Annotated in this window: 17 protein-coding genes; 14 read left to right on the forward strand and 3 right to left on the reverse strand. The window is 66.6% G+C overall.

All coding sequences use genetic code 11. The annotated features are described in order from the left end of the window. The first annotated feature begins 132 nt into the window (after positions 1–132). The 5 genes from EO170_RS06555 to EO170_RS06575 all read left to right on the forward strand — a co-directional run bounded on the left by EO170_RS06555 (position 133) and on the right by EO170_RS06575 (position 6883). The gene (locus EO170_RS06555; protein WP_126943469.1) at positions 133–2742 is read left to right on the forward strand and encodes a bifunctional aspartate kinase/diaminopimelate decarboxylase; all 2610 of its coding nucleotides are present in this window, start codon (positions 133–135) and stop codon (positions 2740–2742) included. Continuing rightward, positions 2726–3184: a hypothetical protein gene (locus EO170_RS06560; protein ID WP_126943472.1), complete on the forward strand. Its 459-nt coding sequence runs from the start codon at positions 2726–2728 to the stop codon at positions 3182–3184. The genes EO170_RS06555 and EO170_RS06560 overlap by 17 nt, the downstream gene beginning before the upstream one ends. After that, positions 3181–4536, forward strand: a complete 1356-nt coding sequence (gene murL / locus EO170_RS06565) for a UDP-N-acetyl-alpha-D-muramoyl-L-alanyl-L-glutamate epimerase (protein ID WP_126943475.1) — start codon at positions 3181–3183, stop codon at positions 4534–4536. The genes EO170_RS06560 and murL overlap by 4 nt, the downstream gene beginning before the upstream one ends. After that, positions 4517–5926 carry a UDP-N-acetylmuramoyl-L-alanine--D-glutamate ligase gene (murD, locus tag EO170_RS06570; RefSeq protein WP_126943477.1) on the forward strand — a complete coding sequence of 470 codons (1410 nt, stop codon included), beginning with the start codon at positions 4517–4519 and terminating at the stop codon, positions 5924–5926. Before murL ends, murD begins: the two co-directional genes overlap by 20 nt. 156 nt (positions 5927–6082) lie before the next feature. Continuing rightward, on the forward strand, positions 6083–6883 hold the full coding sequence (locus EO170_RS06575) for a dienelactone hydrolase family protein (protein ID WP_164740936.1): 801 nt from the start codon (positions 6083–6085) through the stop codon (positions 6881–6883). Between the two features lie 205 nt (positions 6884–7088). Here EO170_RS06575 and EO170_RS06580 read toward each other — a convergent pair whose 3' ends face one another. Beyond that, complete coding sequence (locus tag EO170_RS06580) at positions 7089–8087, reverse strand: polyprenyl synthetase family protein (RefSeq protein ID WP_126943480.1); 999 nt, start codon at positions 8085–8087, stop codon at positions 7089–7091. Between the two features lie 275 nt (positions 8088–8362). Here EO170_RS06580 and EO170_RS06585 point away from each other — a divergent pair, with 275 nt between their 5' ends. Then, a complete protein-coding gene (locus EO170_RS06585) occupies positions 8363–8878 on the forward strand; it encodes a single-stranded DNA-binding protein (RefSeq protein ID WP_104648114.1) in 516 nt (171 codons plus the stop codon). Positions 8879–9171: 293 nt separating this feature from the next. On the opposite strand, the gene EO170_RS06590 is transcribed toward EO170_RS06585, so the two are convergent. Then, on the reverse strand, positions 9172–10656 hold the full coding sequence (locus tag EO170_RS06590; RefSeq protein WP_104583105.1) for a sensor domain-containing diguanylate cyclase: 1485 nt from the start codon (positions 10654–10656) through the stop codon (positions 9172–9174). A 296-nt stretch (positions 10657–10952) separates the two neighbouring features. On the opposite strand from EO170_RS06590, the gene EO170_RS06595 reads away from it, so the two are divergent. From EO170_RS06595 to EO170_RS06630, 8 genes are all read left to right on the forward strand, one after another. Continuing rightward, the gene (locus tag EO170_RS06595) at positions 10953–11960 is read left to right on the forward strand and encodes an NAD(P)-dependent alcohol dehydrogenase (RefSeq protein ID WP_126943483.1); all 1008 of its coding nucleotides are present in this window, start codon (positions 10953–10955) and stop codon (positions 11958–11960) included. Between the two features lie 601 nt (positions 11961–12561). Continuing rightward, positions 12562–13221 (forward strand): aldehyde dehydrogenase iron-sulfur subunit PaoA, encoded by a 660-nt coding sequence (paoA, locus tag EO170_RS06600; protein WP_277601081.1) that lies wholly within the window; start codon positions 12562–12564, stop codon positions 13219–13221. After that, positions 13218–14168: a xanthine dehydrogenase family protein subunit M gene (locus EO170_RS06605; RefSeq protein WP_126943488.1), complete on the forward strand. Its 951-nt coding sequence runs from the start codon at positions 13218–13220 to the stop codon at positions 14166–14168. The genes paoA and EO170_RS06605 overlap by 4 nt, the downstream gene beginning before the upstream one ends. A gap of 1 nt (position 14169) precedes the next feature. Further along, positions 14170–16377: an aldehyde oxidoreductase molybdenum-binding subunit PaoC gene (gene paoC, locus EO170_RS06610; RefSeq protein WP_126943491.1), complete on the forward strand. Its 2208-nt coding sequence runs from the start codon at positions 14170–14172 to the stop codon at positions 16375–16377. Next, on the forward strand, positions 16374–17387 hold the full coding sequence (locus EO170_RS06615; protein ID WP_164740938.1) for an XdhC family protein: 1014 nt from the start codon (positions 16374–16376) through the stop codon (positions 17385–17387). The genes paoC and EO170_RS06615 overlap by 4 nt, the downstream gene beginning before the upstream one ends. Before the next feature lie 593 nt (positions 17388–17980). Beyond that, on the forward strand, positions 17981–18589 hold the full coding sequence (locus tag EO170_RS06620; RefSeq protein WP_126943494.1) for a nucleotidyltransferase family protein: 609 nt from the start codon (positions 17981–17983) through the stop codon (positions 18587–18589). A gap of 513 nt (positions 18590–19102) precedes the next feature. Further along, a complete protein-coding gene (locus tag EO170_RS06625) occupies positions 19103–19318 on the forward strand; it encodes a hypothetical protein (protein ID WP_104583112.1) in 216 nt (71 codons plus the stop codon). A 219-nt stretch (positions 19319–19537) separates the two neighbouring features. Beyond that, positions 19538–20788, forward strand: a complete 1251-nt coding sequence (locus EO170_RS06630) for a DUF819 family protein (RefSeq protein WP_126943497.1) — start codon at positions 19538–19540, stop codon at positions 20786–20788. Positions 20789–20962: 174 nt separating this feature from the next. Here the strand turns inward: EO170_RS06630 and EO170_RS06635 are convergent, their stop codons facing one another. After that, positions 20963–22135 (reverse strand): XVIPCD domain-containing protein, encoded by a 1173-nt coding sequence (locus EO170_RS06635; protein WP_126943500.1) that lies wholly within the window; start codon positions 22133–22135, stop codon positions 20963–20965. Positions 22136–22147 lie beyond the last annotated feature (12 nt).

Here is a 22147-nt window from a genome sequence, read left to right on the forward strand (position 1 = left end):
GTTGCGGTGATGGAAGCGGCCCCCGGCATGCTGTGACCGCACGCGGGGTCATGCGGGCGACATTGGCAGTAGAATCGGAGGTTCCGCCCGGCGTACCGGGCGTTTTCCCCCTCATCCTAAACGCCTATCTCCATGTCAGCTCCCCACTCTACCGATCGTTGGATCGTCCTCAAGTTCGGCGGCACCTCGGTGTCGCGTCGTCATCGCTGGGACACGATTGGAAAACTGGCGAGCAAACGGGCCAACGAGACCGGCGGCCGCGTGCTGGTGGTGGTGTCTGCATTGTCGGGCGTGACCAACGAACTCACCGCGATCGCCGATGGCGCCGCCGACAGCGCGCAGCGCGTGGCCGCGCTGGAGCAGCGTCACCGCCAGTTCCTGGCCGAGCTAGAACTGGATGCCGATGCGGTGCTGGGCGAGCGCCTGGCCGCCTTGCATGCCTTGGTCGGCGACGCGCGCGCGGCCGCGCGCACGCTGGACTGGCAGGCCGAGGTGCTGGGGCAGGGCGAGTTGCTGTCTTCCACCATCGGTGCGGCGTACCTGCATGCCAGCGGCCTGGACATGGGCTGGCTGGATGCGCGCCAGTGGCTGTCGGCGCTGCCGCCGCAGCCCAATCAGAGCGAATGGTCCAAGCGCCTGTCGGTGTCCTGCCAATGGCAGTCCGACGCCGACTGGCGCGCGCGTTTCGATGCGCAGCCCACCCGCCTGTTGATCACCCAGGGCTTCATTTCGCGGCACGCCGATGGCGGCACCGCGATCCTGGGGCGTGGCGGTTCGGATACCTCGGCGGCGTATTTCGGTGCGCTGCTCGGCGCCAGCCGCGTGGAAATCTGGACCGACGTGCCCGGCATGTTCAGCGCCAATCCCAAGGAAGTGCCGGACGCGCGGCTGCTGACCCGCCTGGACTATTACGAAGCGCAGGAAATCGCCACCACCGGCGCCAAGGTGCTGCACCCGCGCTCGATCAAGCCATGCCGCGATTCCGGGGTGCCGATGGCGATCCTGGATACCGAGCGGCCCGATCTGCCGGGCACCACCATCGACGGCAATGCCGAGCCGGTGCCGGGCGTCAAGGCGATCAGCCGCCGCAACGGCATCGTGCTGGTGTCGATGGAAGGTATCGGCATGTGGCAGCAGGTCGGCTTCCTGGCCGATGTGTTTACGCTGTTCAAGAAGCACGGCCTGTCGGTGGACCTGATCGGTTCGGCCGAGACCAATGTCACCGTGTCGCTGGACCCGAGCGAGAACCTGGTCAACACCGACGTGCTGGCCGCGCTGTCGGCTGATCTGTCGCAGATCTGCAAGGTCAAGATCATTGTTCCCTGCGCGGCAATCACCCTGGTCGGGCGCGGCATGCGCTCGCTGCTGCACAAGCTTTCCGATGTGTGGGCCACGTTCGGGCAGGAACGCGTGCACATGATTTCGCAGTCGTCCAACGACCTGAATCTGACCTTCGTCATCGACGAAGCCGATGCCGATGGCCTGCTGCCGATCCTGCATGCGGAACTGATCGACAGCGGCGCGATGCCGGTGAGCGAAGGCGAGGTGTTCGGTCCGCGCTGGCGGCAGATCATCGGTTCGGTGCGCCCGCGGCCCACGCCGTGGTGGCATGCCGAGCGCGCGCATCTGCTGACGCTGTCCAGGGCCGGCACGCCGCGTTACGTCTATCACCTGCCCACCGTGCGCGCGCGCGCGCAGGCGCTGGCGCAGATCGCGGCGGTGGATCAGCGTTATTACGCAATCAAGGCCAATGCGCATCCGGCGATCCTGATGGCGCTGGAACAGGCCGGGTTCGGCCTGGAATGCGTCTCGCACGGCGAGCTGCGCCGCGTGTTCGACACCTTGCCCGAGCTGTCGCCGCGGCGCGTGCTGTTCACGCCGAGCTTCGCGCCCAAGGCCGAGTACGAAGCGGGATTTGCGCTGGGCGTGACCGTCACCGTGGACAACGTCGAAGCATTGCGGCGCTGGCCGGAGGTGTTCCGCGGCCGCAACGTGTGGCTGCGCATCGACCTGGGGCATGGCGACGGGCACCACGAGAAGGTCAACACCGGCGGCAAGGCGTCCAAGTTCGGGTTGTCGTCCACGCGGGTGGATGAGTTCGTGGAGGTGGCGCGCACGCTCGAGGTCACCATCACCGGCGTGCATGCGCACCTGGGCAGTGGCGTGGAGACCGGCGAACACTGGCGGATGATGTACGACGAACTGGCCGGCTTTGCGCGCCGCATCGGCACGGTGGAGACCATCGACATCGGTGGCGGCCTGCCGATTCCCTACAGCGCCGAGGACGAGCCGTTCGACCTGGAGGTGTGGGCCAAGGGCCTGGCCGAGGTCAAGGCGGTGCATCCGGGCTATCGCCTGGCGATCGAGCCGGGCCGCTACCTGGTGGCCGAAGCCGGCGTGCTGCTGGCGCAGGTGACCCAGGTGATCGAAAAGGACGGCGTGCAGCGCGTGGGCCTGGATGCGGGCATGAACACGCTGATCCGCCCCGCCTTGTACGACGCCTGGCACGACATCGAGAACCTCAGCCAGCTCGACGCGCCGGCCGATGGCAGCTTCGATATCGTCGGGCCGATCTGCGAATCCTCCGACGTGTTCGGCAAGCGCCGTCGTCTGCCTGCCGCCACCGCGCCGGGCGATGTGATGCTGGTGGCCGATGCCGGTGCCTACGGCTACTCGATGGCCAGCACTTACAACCAGCGCGAATTGCCGCGCGAAGAGGTGATCGATGCGCCCGCAGGCTGAGTTCATTGCGCTCAGTACGCTGGCCGGTGGCGGTGCGATCGTGTTCGCCACCGCGCTCCAGCAACTGAGCCTGGGCATGCCGTGGAGCGACACCTTCAAATGGGCGCTGCCCGCGTTGGTCGCCGCCGGTATCGGCGCATGGCTGGCCGGGCGTTGGCAACGTCGATGCGATGCGCGGGCTCCGGCACGCCGCAGTGGCGGGATGGCGGTGCGCACGGTGCTGTTGAGCGCGCTGAGCTATGTGCCGGTGGTGGCGCTGTATCTCGCAGTCGCCTTCGCGGTGTCTGGCGACGCAACGGCCGCACGCCTGGATGTGCTGGTGCTGGCGGTGCTGTTCGGTTGCCTGCCGTTGCTGTGGGCCGTGGTGCCGTTTTCCATGATTGAATATGTCCTGTGCCGACGTTATCTGCGTCGCGTACGTGTTCCTGCAGGTAGTCCATGAGCGCTTTCGACAAACACCAGATTTCCACCTTCCGTTTCGTGCGTTGCGCACTCGACGCACAGACCGGCGTGGCGACGCTGGTGTATGCCTTCGACCAAGGGCCGGAACTGGTCGAGACCGTCGCGGTGCCGGGCGCACCCTTTGCGCTGGACGGCGCGCATGCCGCTGCGGTGCAACAGGCGCTGCGCCTGCTGCACCTCATCGCCGGCGTCAGCTATTTCAAGGCGGCGGTGCCGCCGACCATCCAGATCGACGATTACGCCATCGACGCGCACACCGCCGCGCTGGTGGAAAGCGTCTACCTGCACGGCCTGGGCGAGTTCGCCTATCGCAATGGCTTGAACCTGCACGGCAGGATCCGCTTCCCGGTGGCCGCACCGGCAACTGCCGATGCGCCGGCGCTGGGCCTGCGCGAGCATGCGTTGGTGGCGATCGGCGGCGGCAAGGATTCGCTGGTCAGCATCGAAGCCCTGCGGCATGCCGGCATCGACCAGACGGTGAGCTGGATCGGCGGCTCGCAGCTGATCCGTGCCTGCGCCGAGCGCACCGGTCTGCCGGTGCTCAATATCGGCCGCGTGCTGGCGCCGGAATTGTTCGAGCTCAATCGCCAGGGCGCGTGGAACGGGCATATCCCGGTCACCGCGGTGAACTCGGCCATCCTGGTGCTGTCCGCCTTGCTCAATGGCGTGGACCAGGTGGTGTTTTCCAACGAGCGTTCGGCCAGTTACGGCAGCCAGATTCCCGGCACCGGCGAGGTCAATCACCAGTGGTCCAAGGGCTGGGCGTTCGAGCAGGCGTTCGGCGACTACGTACAGCGGCATGTGGCGGCCGACCTGCGCTATTACTCGTTGCTGCGGCCGTTGTCGGAGCTGGCGGTGGCGCGCCAGTTCGCCAAGACCGACCACTACGACGCGCATTTTTCCAGCTGCAACCGCAACTTCCACATCATGGGCGAGCGCCCGGTGCATCGCTGGTGCGGGGTCTGCCCGAAGTGCCATTTCGTGTTCCTGGCGTTGGCACCGTTCATGCCCAAGACGCGCCTGGTCAACATCTTCGGGCGCAATCTGCTCGACGATGCAAGCCAGGCCGGCGGTTACGATGCGCTGCTGGAATTCCAGGACCACAAGCCGTTCGAATGCGTGGGCGAAGGCCGTGAATCGCGCGCGGCAATGGCGGTGCTGGCCGGCCGTGCCGAATGGAAGGAAGACGCGCTGGTGCTGCGTTTCATCCGCGAGATCCAGCCGCAGCTGGACCAGCAGGAACTGCAGCTGGAGCCGTTGCTGGCCATCGACGGCGAGCACCGGATTCCGTCGGCGCTGTGGGAGCGCGTGCGTGCGAATTTCGCAGCTTGAGGGCAAGGCGGTTGCGTTATGGGGTTGGGGGCGCGAAGGACGCGCCGCGTATCGCGCCTTGCGCGCCGCGTTGCCGACGCAAACGCTGACGGTGTTCTGCAACGCCGACGAAGCGCGCGAGCTCGAGACGCTGGCCGATGCTGCGTTGCATGTGGAAACCGAGGCCAGCGCGCAGGCGCTGGGCCGGTTCGAGGTGGTGGTGAAATCGCCCGGCATCAGCCCGTATCGCCCCGAGGCGCATACCGCGGCAACCGTGCACGGCACGCAATTCATCGGCGGCACCGCGTTGTGGTTTGCCGAACATGCGCAGCCAGATGGCGTGGTGCCGGGCGCCATCTGCGTCACCGGCACCAAAGGCAAGAGCACCACCACCGCGCTGCTGGCGCATCTGTTGCGTGCGGCCGGGCATCGCACCGCGCTGGTCGGCAACATCGGCCAGCCCTTGCTGGAAGTGCTGGCGCCGCAACCGCCGCCGACATATTGGGCGATCGAGTTGTCCAGCTACCAGACCGGCGAGGTGGGGCGCAGCGGCGCGCGTCCGGAATTGGCGCTGGTGCTGAACCTGTTTCCCGAGCATCTGGACTGGCATGGCGATGAAGCGCGCTATGTGCGCGACAAGCTGGCGCTGGTCACCGAAGGCCGCCCGCGCATCGCCTTGCTCAACGCGGCCGACCCGCACCTGACCCAGCTGCAGTTGCCCGACAGCCAGGTGCGCTGGTTCAACCATCCCGATGGCTGGCACCTGCGCGGCGATGTGGTGTATCGCGCCGAGCAGCCCATGTTCGATACCGCCAACGTGCCGCTGCCGGGCGAACACAATCGGCGCAACCTGTGCGCGGTGCTGGCTGCGGTGGAAGCCTTGGGCCTGGACGCTGCGGCACTGGCGCCGGCCGCAGCGAGCTTCCGCCCGTTGCCGAACCGCCTGCAGCTGCTTGGCAGCGTGGACGGCATCAGCTACGTCAACGACTCGATCAGCACCACGCCGCATGCGTCACTTGCGGCGCTGGCCTGCTTTGCGCAGCGTCGTGTGGCCTTGCTGGTGGGTGGGCACGATCGTGGGCTGGACTGGCAGGAGTTTGCCGCGCAGATGGCGCAGAAAGCGCCGCTGGAAATCGTCACCATGGGAGCGAACGGGCCGCGGATCCATGCGTTGCTGGCCCCGCTGGCCGAGAGCGGCCGTTTCGGCCTGCATGCGGCCGCCGACCTGGAACATGCCGTGCGGCTGGCACGCGAGGCGCTGGGCGAGCAGGGCGGTGTGGTGCTGCTGTCGCCGGGGGCGCCCAGCTTCGGCGCGTACAGCGACTACGTCGCGCGCGGCCGCCATTTTGCGCAGCTGGCCGGGTTCGACCCGGCGGCGATCAGCGCGATTCCGGGCCTGGGCGTGCAGTAGCGCTGCAATGACCGCGCTGGTCGATGGCGGGCATTCGCCTCGAGTTTTCGATCGCGGCTGCAGGCCGCCGACGCAACCGCTCTGCCGTCGCCGGCGATGACCCGGCCTGCACGGCAACAGCGCCTACACTCGCCGGACCTTCCCGGGAGCAGGCACATGCACAAGCAATGGAGATGGCGTGGCGTTGGGGTGTTCGGTGTCCTGGCGTCGCTGGCGTTGCCCGCCGCCGCTGCGATGCAGGCCAAGCCGCTGGAATGGACGATCGGCAAGGACACCTTCAGCGGCGTGCTGGTCTACGACGATGCCGGTGCCGCCAGGCGCCCAGGCCTGGTGATGGTGCCGAACTGGCGCGGGGTCAACGATTCGGCAGTCACCAAGGCCAGGCAACTGGCCGGCGACGACTACGTGGTGCTGGTTGCCGACGTCTACGGCAAGGGCCGGCGTCCTGCCAACGACAGCGAGGCCGGGCAGTTTGCCGGTGCGCTGAAGAAGGACCCGCAGACGCTGCGCGCCCGCGCGCTGAAAGCAGTGGAGGTGCTCAAGGCGCAGGCCGGCAAGGCACCGCTGGATGCATCGCGCATCGGCGCGGTGGGGTTCTGCTTCGGCGGCACCACGGTGCTGGAACTGGTGCGCGCGGGCGCCCAGCTGGCCGGTGTGGTCAGCCTGCACGGCGGTATCGCCACACCCAGCCCGGCGGCCGCCGGTTCGGCCAGGACACCGCTGCTGGTGCTCAACGGCGCCGACGACAAGAGCGTGACCAAGGCGGACATCGCCGCGTTCGAAACCGAGATGACTGCGGCCGGCGCGGACTGGCAGTTCGTCAACTTCAGTGGGGCCGTGCATTGCTTTGCCGAAGCCGATGCCAACAGCCCGCCGAGCTGCCTGTACAACCCGCGTGCGGCGACGCGCGCATACCGCATGCTGGGCGACTTCTTCGATGAGCGGTTTGGTCGATAGCAGGGAGTGGTGATTCGAGATTCGAGATTCGGGATTCGCAACAGCGTGGTCCCGTTCTTCGAATCTTCCTGTGAGCTAGTGCTCAGGGCTTTGGGCTGAGCGTCGTTGCGCCATCGCATGCCGGGAGTCGTGAAAGCACAAGCAGCCGATTTTGCGAATCCCCAATCCCAAATGCCCACTTCCGTCCGGGGCGTCCAGCCCCGGATCAGTGCGTGCGTTGCACCGCGTAGCGAGCCAGGCCGCGCAATGCGGCAACCGCCGGGCTGGCGGGCAGGGTGTCCAGCGCCTGTTCGGCGGCGGCTGCGTATTCGGCGGCGCGCTGGCGGCTGTAGTCCAGTCCGCCGGTGGCGTGGATAGCGGCCAACACTTCCGGCATCGCGGTTGCATCGCCTTGCTCGACGATCTGGCGCAGCCGCTCCCGGGTGCCCGCATCCGAGTGCGCCATGGCGTGGATCAGCGGCAGGGTCGCCTTGCCTTCGGCCAGGTCGTCGCCCAGGTTCTTGCCCAGGTCGGCTGCGTCGGCAGCGTAGTCGAGTACGTCATCGGCAATCTGGAAGGCAAAGCCCAACTGCATGCCGTAGTCGTACAGGCGCTGCTGCACCTGCGCGTCCGCGCCCGAGGCCAGGGCGCCCAGGCGGGTGCCGGCGGCGAACAGCACCGCAGTCTTGCGCTCGATCACGCGCAGGTAGGCGGCTTCGTCGGTGTCGGGGTTGTGCACGTGCAGCAGCTGCAGCACCTCGCCCTCGGCAATGCGGTTGGTGGTATCGGCCAGGATCTGCATGACTTCCATGCGATCCAGCTCCACCATCAACTGAAAGCTGCGCGAATACAGGAAGTCGCCGACCAGCACGCTGGGTGCATTGCCCCACAGCGCATTGGCGGTGCTGCGCCCGCGGCGCAGGTCCGACTCGTCCACCACGTCGTCATGCAACAAGGTGGAGGTGTGGATGAACTCGATGATCGCCGCCAGCTGGTGGTGCTCCGGGCCGGAGCCGCCAGCGGCGTGACCGGCCAGCATCACCAGCATCGGACGCAGGCGCTTGCCGCCGGCGGAGATGATGTGATCGGCGATCTGGTTGATCAGCACGACGTCCGAGGCCAGGCGGCGGCGGATCAGCGCGTCGACCGCGGCCATGTCGGGCGCGGCGAGGGACTGGATCTGGGGCAGGCCCAGGATGGTGGGGAGGTCTTCGGCGATGGTCATGCGCAGGCGTTCGTGATGTGCGCCGATTATAGGTGTCTGGGCCAGATCCGTCCCGTCGGCCGTGTCCGGAGGTCCTCACGGCAGCCGCAAACCCTTGCGGCGTCAGCGCCGGGCAGGTTCGGGAGTGCCCGGATTCCGACCTGCCGGCGCGGCATTCCCCGGCCCGGCGCTGCGGGGACCTACAGGCACCGGGGCAGGGCAGGTGCGGTAACATTGGCACCAAGACATTCACCGCCGCGCCCCATCGGCGCCGGCGCACCATCTCGGAAGCATCTATGGCCCGCGGCATCAACAAAGTCATCCTCGTCGGCAATCTCGGCAACGATCCCGACACCAAGTACACCCAGGCCGGCATGGCAATCACGCGCGTGAGTCTGGCCACCACCAGCATGCGCAAGGACCGCGAGGGCAACAACCAGGAGCGCACCGAGTGGCACCGCGTGGTGTTCTTCGGCAAGCTGGGCGAGATCGCCGGCGAGTACCTGCGCAAGGGTTCGCAGGTGTACGTCGAAGGCGAGCTGCGCTACGACAAGTACACCGGCCAGGACGGCGTGGAGAAGTACAGCACCGACATCGTCGCCAACGAGATGCAGATGCTTGGCGGCCGTGGCGAAGGCGGTGGCGGTGGCATGGGCGGCGATCGTCCGCAGCGCAGCCAGGCGCCGCGCCAGCAGCAAGGCGGCGGTGGTCAGGGCGGCGGTCAGGACTATGCCCCGCGTCGTCAGCAGCCGGCCCAGCAGCAGTCGGCACCACCGATGGACGATTTTGCCGACGACGATATCCCGTTCTGATCGGCAGCCAGCCTGTTTGTCATTCCGGAAGGCCCGCATTGTGCGGGCCTTCTGCGTGCTGGCCATTGGCGGCATCGCTGCACGCCGGTGGTTCCAAAGCGGCTGCACGCGCAGGCTGACCTGGCCGGTACGACGGCGCCGCTGACCAGTCTCGACCAGGCATGGATGACTCCCCCTCGCAAGCAATCGCCAGGCGGGTGCGAGCGCCGCGCAGCACGGGTATGTGCGCCTGGCACCTGCCGATTCCGAGACGCGCCCATCCGGCGTAGCGCGCAGTGGTGTTGTCCGCTGCACTAGGCCGATGTGCGATTCCGCCCATTCTGCTTGGCGCGATACAGCGCCGAATCGGCGTCATGCACGAAGGCATCCGGGCTGAGTGGCACTTCGCCCGGTTCGAACGTCGCTGCGCCGACGCTGACGGTGACGTGCGCGCTGGTCGGGCTGGACATGTGCATCAGGCCGAGCGCGGCGACGGCGCTGCGGATGGCATCGGCCAGTCGCAACGCGCCGGCAGCATCTGTCTGCGGCAGGATCATGCCGAACTCTTCGCCGCCGTAACGCGCGGCAATGTCTTCGCTGCGCCGTGAGCAGCCGGCGATTGCGCCCGCGATCAGGCGCAGGCAGGCGTCGCCATTCACATGGCCGTACGTGTCGTTGTAGAGCTTGAAATGATCGACATCGATCATCAGCACCGACAATGGCGCTTGTCGATGCACCGCCTGCTGCAAGGCGCGCGAGAGCCGGTGATCGAATGCACGCCGGTTGGCAATGCCGGTGAGCGCATCTATCCAGGCTTCGGAGCTGAGTTTTTCCTCGTTGCGGTGCATGCGGCGCAATTGCAGATCCAGCCAGATGCCCACGCCCAGCAGCAGCACGCATCCCAAGGTGGCGATCATGATCCGCTGGCGCGCGGATTGGCGCCAATTGGCCAATGCGTCATCGACCGAGACGCCGGTCAAGACGGTCAGTGGATACGCCTGCGCCGGCGCGAAACTGGAAATACGCTCCACGCCGTCGATCGGCGAACGATAGGTCGCAGTGCCGTGCCTGCGTGCGCGCATGGTGACGTAGATCGAGGTGCCGGCGATCGAGGTGCCAATCACGCCCGGTTTGTCGGGCCGGCGCACCAGCACGATGCCATCGTCGTTGGTCATGCCGATGGTGCCATTCGGGCCGACCTCGAAGCTGCTGTAGTAGTTCTGGAAATACTTCAGTTGCAGCGTGACCAGGACAACGCCTGCAAATTCGCCGCCGGGCGTGTTGAGGCGCCGGCTCAACGTGAGCACCCAGCTACCATCGGAGCGGCTCTGGACCGGTGGCCCGACCAGCGACAGGGCGTCGCGATGGTCGCGGTGATATTTGAAATAGGCACGATCGGCGTTGTTGTGTGTCCTGGGCGTGCTGCTCAGTGACGAACTCATCCAGGTGCCATCGGCCGCATAGATGAAGATGCCGTGCAACCGGTCCGAGCGACGCGCCTCATGTACCAGAAAGTCATGCATGACCAGTCGCGCACTGGCCGAGCCCTGATCATGCTCCACCCGCGACACCAACCCGGACAGCACGGCATCGGCGATGGTCATGGTGTCGCTGGCATGCTGCGCCAGCGAATTGGCGAGATTCAACGATTGCGCTTCGGCGGCATGCAGCGCGCTGGTGCGCTCGTCATGGATGGACCAGTACTCCGAACCAAGCAGCAGCAGGCACGAAATGCTCAGCACAAAGTGCAACGCGATGCGTTGTGCACGTTGCCGCCGTCGCTTGCTGGTCGATGTCACGGAAGGTACCTGTCTGGACAGCAGGAAGTTGCAATTGCCATGCCAGCCTAGCCGTTGGCGCCGCGTGGAATCGCTTGCACCGCGTCGTGCAATGCAAGATCTGTGATTGATGCCTCATGCGCTGCGGGAGCGCTCACCTGGCATGCTGCCGCGCCGTGGTCCAGCCTGCTGTTGTCACCGTGCTCGACGATGCGACGAAACACGGCAGCCGACAGCAGCGCCAAAAGCCAGCTCGACTGCATGCGGCTAACGCCCGGCGTGTTATCCCGAACGCCGATCACAACAGGGAGTGCCGTATGCGCGCCATTCGTTTAGCTCATCCTGCAGGTTTGAACGCATTACATACCGTTACGCTGCCAGACCCCGGGCAGCCGGCACGCGGTCAGATCAGAGTGCGGCTGCACGCAAGCTCGCTGAATTTTCACGACCTCGGCGTGGTGTCGGGGCAGGCACCGACCGCTGATGGCCGCATCCCCATGTCCGACGGCGCCGGTGTGGTCGAGGCCGTCGGGCCGGAGGTGGATGAGTTCGCCGTTGGCGATCATGTGGTGTCCACCTTCTTCCCCGAGTGGCTGGATGGCGAGCCGCTGCATGCCGGCTTTGCCACCACGCCCGGCGATGGCGTCGATGGCTATGCACGCTCTGCGGTGGTGGCCGCCGCCCATGCGTTCACGCATGCCCCGGCCGGCTACAGCCATGCCGAAGCGGCGACCCTGACCACGGCCGGCGTTACCGCATGGCGCGCTCTGGTGGTCAACGGCGGACTCAAGGCCGGCGACAGCGTGCTGGTGCTCGGCACCGGCGGTGTGTCGATCTTTGCATTGCAGTTCGCCAAGGCGATGGGTGCCAGCGTCATCGCGACATCGTCGTCCGACGAGAAACTGGCCAAGGCGCGCGCGCTGGGCGCAGACCATGTCATCAATTATCGGCAGCATGCCGAGTGGTCGGCGCAGGTGCGGGAGATCACCAACGGCCGTGGCGTGGATCACGTGGTCGAGGTCGGTGGGCCGGGCACGTTGGCGCAATCGATCCGCGCTGCACGGGTCGGCGGGCATATCGCCTTGATCGGCGTGTTGACCGGTGCCGCAGGCCCGGTGCCGACCGCGGAAATGATGGGCCGGCAGCAGCGCCTGCAGGGGCTGGTGGTCGGCAGTCGCACGCATCAACAGCAGCTGGTGCGTGCACTGGATGCCTTGCCGCTGCGGCCGGTGATCGATCGCGCCTTCGCGCTCGACGATATCGCCGACGCCTTCGCGCTGCAGCAGGCAGGCGGCCATCTGGGCAAGATCGTGCTGGAATTCTAGGAGCGGTTGCAGACTGCCGCGCTTGCCACCGGGCGGGTGCGGCCGCTGCGCCGAGTCGGCATGTACGACGCCGAGACGCCAGGACCTGCACGCTGTCCACGCGCGTCTGGCAACTGCGCGCGACGCACGGGTAGCCGCTGCAGTTGATCGTTCGTATCCGGATGTTCTCTACCTGGATGTTCTCTATACAGTGCGCCCGGCTGCGCCAGACGCTCATGGTGAAGCGGAGAAATGAGCGAGCGCGCGTCGCGTAGAGGCTCTGATCGTCGTCGCCCACGCAGCTGGCAGCGATGCGGGCATCCCTTCCAGCATGTCGAGAAAACATCTTGCATCACCGCAAGCGCTGCGACGCGCTGTCCACACACACACGCGCTGCCGGTGCGCCTCGATCGATGCGCAGGCCGGCGCGCACCGCATGCCAACAATGAAGAGCGCGTTTCATAGGCACATGCCGTCCATGCCGCCAATACCTGCCTGCAGCGCCTCTAGAATCAAGGCATACCGCCGATTCACACCCGCACACACGCACTGCATGCTCACGCGCTTGTGACCGGCCGCGCTGCACATTGTTTAAGAACTGTATAAGCCAGCATTGTTGGAGATGCCAGCCATGAAAGATATCAAGATGACCCGCCGCGAGGTATTGATCGCTGGCACGGCGTCGGCAGCCAGCGTTGCCGCAACCCAATCGATGGCTGCAACTGCCGCCACTGCGATGTCGCGGCGGCAGGCAGTCGAGCCTGCCAATGCATCGAGCCAGGTTGCGTTCGAAGTCAACGGCAAGCCAGTGACGCTGACCCTGGACAATCGCACCACCTTGCTGGATGCCCTGCGCGAACACCTGCAGCTGACCGGCACCAAGAAAGGCTGCGACCACGGCCAGTGCGGTGCCTGCACCGTGATCGTCGATGGGCAGCGGATGAATTCCTGCCTGTCGCTGGCGGTGATGCACCAGGGCGGCAAAATCACCACCATCGAAGGCCTTGGCACGCCGGACAAGCTGCATCCGATGCAGGCGGCCTTCGTCAAGCACGATGGATACCAGTGCGGCTATTGCACGCCCGGGCAGATCTGTTCGGCAGTGGCGGTGCTGGACGAGGTCAAGCGCGGCATTCCCAGTCACGTCACCGAAGATCTCACCAGCAGGACCCGGCTCACCACGCCGGAATTGCAGGAACGGATGAGTGGCAACATCTGCCGCTGCGGCGCGTATTCCAACATCGTCGATGCGATCAACGAAGTTGCCGGAGAGCGCGCATGAAGGCATTTAGCTACGAGCGCGCGACCTCGCCCGCCGACGCAGCAGCCAAGGCGGCGCGTCAGCCGGGTGCCAAATTCATCGCAGGCGGCACCAACCTTCTCGATCTGATGAAGCTGCAGATCGAAACGCCCTCGCACCTGATCGACGTCAACGGGCTGAGCCTGGACACCATCGAGGAAACGCCGGACGGCGGCCTGCGCATCGGTGCGCTGGTGCGCAATACCGAGCTGGCAGCGGATGACCGCGTGCGTCGCGATTACGCCGTGCTGTCGCGCGCGTTGCTTGCAGGTGCCTCGGGGCAGTTGCGCAACCGCGCCACCACGGCGGGCAACCTGTTGCAACGTACGCGTTGCCCGTATTTCTACGACACCAATCAGCCGTGCAACAAGCGCCTGCCGGGCAGCGGGTGCGCGGCCATCGGCGGCTTCAACCGGCAGTTGGCGGTGATCGGCGTGAGCGAAGAATGCATCGCCACCCATCCCAGCGATATGGCCATTGCGATGCGCGTCCTCGATGCGGTTGTCGAGACCGTGCGTCCGGATGGACAGACGCGTGCGGTGCCGCTGTCCGAGTTTTATCGTGCGCCCGGCAAGACGCCGCACCTGGAAACCGTCCTGGAACGCGGCGAACTGATCACCGCGGTAAGCCTGCCCAAGCCGCTCGGCGGCACGCATGTCTACCGCAAGGTGCGCGACCGCGCCTCGTATGCATTTGCCCTGGTGTCGGTTGCGGCGGTCGTGCAACGCGATGGCTGCGTGCGTGTCGGCGTCGGCGGTGTCGCCCACAAGCCATGGCGCAGCGAGGCGGCCGAAGCGCAGTCGCGCCAGGGCGCGCGTGCGATTGCCTCCGTGCTGCTCGATGGCGCACAACCCACCGAACACAATGCCTTCAAGCTGCCGCTGGTTGAGCGCACCTTGACCGCGATCCTGGCCGACACGAGGGCCTGATATGAAATTCGACACTCCCGCCAGTACCAACCCCATCGACCAGCTCAAGGTCGTCGGCAAGTCGGTCGATCGTATCGACGGTCCGCTCAAGACCACCGGGCAGGCGCCGTATGCGTACGAGCATCACGACCTGCCTGGACGTGCCGCCTACGGTCATGTCGTCGGCGCCGGCATCTCCAAGGGCAGCATCCGCAGCATCGATCTGAGCGCTGCACGCAATGCGCCGGGCGTGCTCGGCATCGTCACCGCGCAGAATGCAGGCAAGCTGCAGAAAGGCAAACACAACACCGCCAAGTTGCTGGGCGGCCCGGAGATCCAGCATTACCACCAGGCCATTGCGGTGGTGGTGGCCGAGACCTTTGAGCAGGCACGCGCCGCGGGCCAGCTGATCAAGGTCGACTACGGCCGCCATGTCGGTGCCTACGATCTGGAAAAGGCCCGCGATGGCGCCAAGGTCACCAAGGAGGACGGGGCGCCGAACAGCGCAGTCGGCAATTTCGAGAGCGCCTTCGCGGCAGCCCCGGTGCAACTGGATGCCGAATACACCACGCCCGACCATTCGCACGCGATGATGGAGCCGCACGCATCGATCGCCGTGTGGGAAGGCGCCAAGCTGAGCGTGTGGACATCCAATCAGATGATCGACTGGGGCACGGACGATCTGGCCAGGACGCTCGGTATCCCGCGCGAAAATGTGCGTCTGATGTCGCCGTATATCGGTGGCGGCTTCGGCGGCAAGCTCTTCCTGCGTGCCGATGCGGTGCTGGCCTCGCTGGCCGCGCGCCAGGTCGGACGCCCGGTCAAGGTGATGTTGCCGCGGCCGCTGATCTTCAACAACACCACGCATCGGCCGGCTACCGTGCAGCGCATCCGTATCGGCGCACAGCGCGACGGCAAGATCACCGCGATTGCGCATGAGAGCTGGTCCGGCGACCTGCCCGAGGGCGGGCCCGAGATTGCGGCCGCGCAGACGCAGTTGCTGTACGCCGGTGCCAACCGCCTGGTTGCCACACGCCTGGCCGTGCTCGATCTGCCCGAAGGCAATGCGATGCGTGCGCCTGGCGAAGCGCCGGGATTGATGGCGCTGGAAGTGGCCATGGACGAAATGGCCGAGAAGCTGGACATGGATCCGGTCAAGTTCCGGGTCGTCAACGATACCCAGGTGGATCCGGAAAACCCGCAGCGCCCGTTCTCGCAGCGTCAGTTGGTCAAGTGCCTGGAAGATGGCGCAAAGCGTTTCGACTGGTCCAAGCGCAAGGCCAAGCCGGCCAGCAACCGTGATGGGCGCTGGTTGGTCGGCATGGGCGTGGCGGCAGCGTTCCGCAATGCGCCGGTGATGACCTCCGGCGCTCGCATGCGCCTGGAGCAAGGCGGTCGCGTGGTGGTGGAAACCGACATGACCGATATCGGCACCGGCTCCTACACCATCATTGCGCAGACTGCCGCAGAAATGATGGGCGTGCCGCTGGACTGGGTGGATGTGCGGCTGGGCGATTCCAGTTTTCCTGCCTCGGCCGGTTCCGGTGGGCAGTGGGGTGCGAACAGCTCCACCGCCGGTGTGTACGCCGCAGCGGTGAAGCTGCGCGAGGCCGTCGCCAAGCAGCTGGGGCTGGACCCGGCCAAGGCCGAATTTGCCGACAGCCATGTGCGTGCCGGCGGCAGGCGCATCGCGCTGGGCGATGCGGCCGCCAATGGTGCCTTGGTGGTGGAGGACAAGATCGAGTTCGGCGATCTTTCAAAGACGCATCAGCTGTCGACCTTTGGCGCGCACTTCGTCGAAGTCGGCGTGGATATCGCCACTGCCGAAGTGCGCATCCGTCGCATGCTCGCAGTGTGCGCGGCCGGACGCATCCTCAATCCCAAGTCTGCACGTAGCCAGGTCATCGGCGGCATGACGATGGGCGCGGGCGCGGCCCTGATGGAAGAGCTGGCGGTCGACAAGCGGCTGGGCTTTTTCGTCAATCACGATCTGGCCGGTTACGAAGTGCCGGTGCATGCAGACATCCCGCACCAGGAAGTGATCTTTCTCGAGGAGAGCGACCCGATGTCGTCGCCGATGAAGGCCAAGGGTGTCGGCGAGCTGGGTATCTGCGGCGTGGCCGCGGCAATCGCCAATGCGGTCTACAACGCCACCGGTGTGCGCGTCCGCGAGTACCCGGTGACACTGGACAAGCTGCTTCCGCATCTGCCCGAGCTGTTGCGCGCGTGAGTGCGATGGTGGCCCCGGTCACGCATGCGGTGCCTGCCGAGCCGGCGTGGCCGGCATGGCCAAGCTACGCGTTGCACGATGACCTGCTGCCGACGCTCAGCGCCTGGCATCGGGCGGGCCAGCGCGTGGCCATCGCCACGCTGATCGACGTGCAAGGCTCCTCGCCGCGCCCGTTGGGCAGCGAGATGGCCATCAGTGCCGATGGGCGGGTGGCCGGCTACGTCTCGGGCGGGTGCGTGGAGGCGGCAGTGGCGCACGAAGCCATCGCCGCCTTGCGTGACGGCACCCCGCGCTGGCTGGACTACGGCGAAGGCAGCCAGGTGTTGGATATCCAGCTCAGCTGCGGTGGCCGTATCGGCGTGCTGGTCTGGCCGGTACAGGATCTTGGCGAGCATCTGGCACGCTGGCGCAATGCGCGCCAGCATCGTCGCCCGTTTCATGTTGCGCTGGATCGGACCACCGGTGCGGTCCGTTACCCGGTGAGCACGCAGGATCTGCGTCCCGACGAATTCCTGCGCACGCATCGCCCGCCGCTGCGGCTGGTGCTGGTCGGTGCCGACCCTGCGCTGCTGGTGCTGGTTTCACTTGCCAGCCAGATGGGCATCGAGGTGCGCGTGCTGCGGCCGCATGGTCCCGGCGAACCGCCGCCCGGACTGGCTGCTGACCATTACGATCGCCGTGCCTTGGGCGAGGCCTTGCAGGATCTGCATCTGGATGCGGACACCGCGCTGTACAGCCTTGCGCACGACGGCGACAGCGATCTGCAGGTCGCCTGTCGTGGACTTGCCTCCGGGGTCGCCTGCATCGGCATCCTGGGCAGTCGCCAGAAGCGTGAGGCACGCCTGCAGGCACTACGTGCGCTCGGGTATGACGATGCCGCCCTGGCCAGATTGCGGCTGCCGGCGGGCTGGCGCATGGGGCACTCCTCACCGCACACGATTGCATTGGGCATCATTGCCGAAGCCACCCAGGCGGTGGCCGATGGGCAGGCCGCCGCGCTGGCCGGCTGAGGCTGTTGCGGTCAGGCGAGCGGGCAGCAAGGCGCAATCGCGTATTTGCATTGATTTCGATCTGCGGTGGGCCATCGCGTTGGTCGGTTGCTCGTAGCCGAGGTTTTCTGCTGCGGTGCGGCGTCGTGGAAAGCGGATGGTTGGTAGGCCCTTTGGGTATGTCTCTACTGCATGCCTTTCGCGGCCGCGATTAACTGCCTCATCCCGCGCTGACTGTTACGCGCTGCGATGTTTATCGCAGCGCTGCCGTGGCCTTGTCTCCCCAATCGTCGGCCTGACATGGCAACGCAATACCCGCCATGCCATTGGTCGGGTGCAGGCGGCGCCATCCAGCGCGAGCCGGAGACTGCGCTGCATTTAGTCACTCCGCGCGCACAGTTGAATCTCTACGCTGGCGCATCTCCAAAACCACGCCACGTCGCCATGACCGAACTACGTGATCACGATGACGACGTCGCTTGCGACGCAGCTCGATTGCCGTCGCCCGTCATTGCCGGCCCTTTATCCGCGACTTTGCGCGATGCCGGTTTTGACTGGTGTCCAATGCCGCCGGCATCGTGCCATCGTTCGCCCCGTGCGATGGCAGTTGACGCATGAGCAGCGATCACGTCGCGCTGCTGCTCGCCGCAGGTGCAGGACGCCGGCTGGGGCGTTCCAAACAATTGTTGCTGCGCGACGGTGAACCGTTGTTGCGGCGTTTTGCACGCATCGCGTTGCAGACGGCGCCACGCCGCTGCGTGGTGGTGCTGGGCGCCGATGCGGACGCGCTGAGCGATGTCCTGCAGGGACTGGAGGTGGAGGTGTTGCGCCACGCCGACTGGGCCGCCGGCATGGGCTCCAGCCTGGCGGCGCTGCGCCACCATGTGCAGGACGATACCTCGCTGCGACGCAGCCTGATCCTGGGGTGCGATCAGCCTGCGCTGGACGCGCCGCATCTGCGCGCCTTGCTCGAAGAGGCCGACCGTGCCGCCTCCGGGTGCGCCACCAGCGGGTATGCCGGTGTGCGCGGCATTCCCGCAGTGGTCACGCACGCGGCCTGGGCCGACGTGCCGCTGCAGGGCGACAGCGGCCTGCGTGGCTTGTTCGCCGGCCTGGACGTGCAGACCTTAGGCTGCGTCAGCGCCCCGGCGCTTGCGCTGGACGTGGACACGCCCGCCGATCTGGTCGCAGCGCAACAGCGTGGCTGGGTGGATGCGGATTGAGACACCGTGACGGGTGCAGCTGCGCGCTATCCGGCAGCCTGGCGGCAGAGCTGCATCAGGACCACAGCACGATCGCTTCCCTGATCACCAGGACATAGCCCACCACCATTGCGGTCTTGACCGGAAACTCGAACTTCCTGAGCAGATGCATGCGACTCCTCCCCCGAGGCATTTCTACGAGCGACCAATTCCCTCGCGCCGTCTGCGCCCGTTGACGGCCACTTGCGACGTCGGTTCGCCGCTCGAGCGCGAATCTAACGCCCGCCCTGATCGGTGTCACGTAGGAATTTTCCTACCTTCATGCCAGTGTCCGCCCGACGGTATTGGCATAAGCGAAGAAGCATTCTTGCTATGCCGGACGCGGGGCCCCTGGCCACTCTCCCGCGGCCCCTTGAGTAAGGGCGCGCCGGCATCCCCGGCAGGACCATGGCACCCCCAGCGCCGGTGCGCTGCGCCTCCCCGCGCTGCCCACCTCAATCGTTCGATCGCTGCATCTACCGGCCGGAGGCCCTGATGGACGAGTCCCGCTATGTTGTCCGTATTCATCCCGAACAGGGCGGTTGGTGGGTCACCCGGCCGCAATGGTCGCCGCTGCGTTATCTGCGCGAGCAGGGCGCACTGGAAAATGCCGAATTGATGGCCAAGCTGCACTGCCTGACCACCGGTCAGCCCAGCGGCGTGGTATTGCATACCGCCGAAGGCGATCGCGTGGTGCGTCGCTACGGCTGACCGGGCCGGCACCCTGCAAGCAGGGAAAGGCGGCGCTGACCGTCCGCCCGGGCAGGCGGGGGCGATCGCGCGCACCCGGCAACCTGCGGTTGCGTAAATCCGGCCACTTTGTAGGCACCCCCCGTGGTTGCGAGGATGGCCAGTCGACTGGATGCAGGCGATCGGCCATTCTTGCTGGGATCCGCACGTTGGCGGCTACCAGTCGAGAGTGTCGCCCCAGTGAACGTTGCCGGTTCTGCCTTGATCCAAAACGATATCGTCGTCTTCGGCCTGATCGCCGCCACCTTGGGCACGGTGTTTTGGACCTCCTCGCGCGAGCAGGGGCCGTGGCGCCGCTTCTACGCCGTCGTCCCGGCGCTGCTGCTGTGTTACCTGCTGCCAGGCATCTACAACACCGTTGGCCTGATCGACGGTGCCAATACCCGCCTGTACAACCCGATCGCGCGCGACGTGCTGCTGCCGGCCGCGCTGGTCCTGCTCACCTTGAGCGTCGACCTGCGCGCCATCCTGGGGCTGGGGCCCAAGCTGGTCGCCATGTACCTGGGCGCATCGCTGAGCATCATGCTCGGGGCAGTGGTGGCGTTCTGGGTGATGGGCTGGCTGCATCCGGCCACGGTGGCCGGCGATACCTGGGCCGGCATGGCCGCGCTGGCGGGCAGCTGGATCGGCGGCGGGGCCAACATGCTGGCGATGCGCGAGGTCTTCAACGTGGACGCCACCACGTTCGGGCAGTTTGCGGTGGTGGATGTGGGCGTCGGTTATGTGTGGATGGCGGCGCTGATCTTCCTGGCCGGGCGCGCACGCAGCATCGATGCGCGCAGCGGAGCCGATACCCGCGCGCTGGATGCCCTGCAGGCGCGCATGGCGCAGTTCCAGGCCGAACACGCACGCATTCCCAGCCTGGCCGATCTGATGGTGATCGTGGCGGTGGCGTTCGGCGGGGTCGGGCTGGCGCATGGGCTGGCCACGCCGCTGGCCGCCTGGTGCAAGGCTAACCTGCGCTGGTCCAGCCAGTTCAGCCTGGACACGCCGTTCGTCTGGGTGGTGGTGCTGGCGACCAGCATCGGCTTGCTGCTGAGCTTCAGCCGCGCACGGACGCTGGAAGGCGCTGGCGCGTCCAGGATCGGCTCGCTGCTGCTGTACTTCCTGATCGCCTGTATCGGCATGCAGATGGATCTGCTGGCGTTGCTGGACCGGCCATGGCTGTTCCTGCTCGGGCTGATCTGGATCGCGGTGCATATCGGGTTGCTATGGGGCCTGGGCCGCCTGTTGCGGGTGCCGTTCTTTTATTTCGCGATCGGCTCGCAATCCAATATCGGTGGACCGGCCTCGGCGCCGGTGGTGGCCGCCGCGTTCCACCCGGCCTTGGCGCCGGTCGGCGTGCTGCTGGGCACGATGGGCTACGCCACCGGCACGTATCTGGCCTATCTGGTCGGCATCACCCTGCGGGCGATGGCAGGCGCGGGCTGACCGGACCTGGCGCTGCCTGGCGCGCCGTCGAACCGTGTTGCCGGGCGCGCGCGGGCGTTGCCACGCCTCTGCCGCAGTGCCGGATGCACCCGCTGCCTCCAGGCGACCACCCTTCGCCGGGGAGGGGGCGACTACATCGAGTCGGGCACCGGCAGCGCCGGTGCCCGACCACGATTACTGCTGAAGACCGCGGCGCTGCGCTTCCTGCTGTGTGCTCTGCTGCGACTGCTGCTGGTTGTGCTGCTGCAACTGATCGACATTGCGGTGCGCCGGCTCGCTGGCTGCCGAGGCGGTCTGCACGTGGCTGCGCAGATGCGCCGGGTCGTCCATCCGGCCCTGCACCGCAATCAGGCTGTCGCCATCGCGGTTGGGCACCAGGTGGTCGATCCGCTGCAGACCGTCGCTGCTGGCACGTGCGGCCACGCTGGCGGCGGTATTGAGAAACGCGGTGTCGTCGCGCAGGCCCAGGCGCTCGCGCTGGCGGTCCAGCCGCACCACCGCATCGTTGAACAACTGGCTGCCGGTACCTTGCGCCTGCACGGGCGATTGCATGTCCTGCGCCCTCATCACCGAGTCCATGCCGTGCAGGTCCAGGCGGTGCTTCAGCATCATGCCCGGCACCAGGCGTTGCCCGAACGACAACGGGTCCGGTTCCGGCAGCTCGATCTGATGGCCGGCCGCATTGGGCATCGCCCATTTCAGCGGGATGCTGTCTTCCTGCAGGTGGGTGAGGATCTCGTTGCGGACGTGGTAGCCGCGGATCAACTCGCTGCTGGCGTAGTCCTTGGCCGCCGAGGCATCCAGGCCCTGGCGTTCCAGCGTGCGGTCGTTGACGCCGGCGGCGTTGTAGGTCACGGCGGGGATGTCGTTGACCATCGCCGATGCCGCCGCCAGACCGCCACCGAGCGAGTGTCCGGAGATCACCACCTGGTCGCCGAACGCCTGCTTGGCCTGGCTGCCGAGCTGGATCGCGGACGCGTACTGCGCGTCGTCGAAGCCCAGGCCCTGGCCGAGGTTGTGCTTCCAGTCCTTGCCTTCGTCGGTGCCGCAGAAGCCGAGCACCACCTGGCCCTGGTCGTTGCGGTAGAACGCGGCATCGAAACCGCTCTTGGCATCGTGCAGCAGGCCGGGGTCGATGCCGGCCCGTTGCAGCGTGCCGTCGTCCATGCGCGTCCAGCCATTGGGCAGGGGCGCGAAGGTTTCAGCGCTGCCTTCGCGTCGCTGCGAGGCAGTGGCGTAGAGGTCTTGCAGCACCGCCGGAAACTGGCGGTCTTCCGGCTGCGGTTGCTGTCCACGCATCGACTCTGCGAATGGGGTGGACGAGTGAGTGGAATCTGACGGGCTCATGCGCGGCTCCTT

Source organism: Xanthomonas sp. BRIP62409, assembly GCF_003992965.1.
GTDB classification, from domain to species: Bacteria; Pseudomonadota; Gammaproteobacteria; order Xanthomonadales; family Xanthomonadaceae; genus Xanthomonas; species Xanthomonas euroxanthea.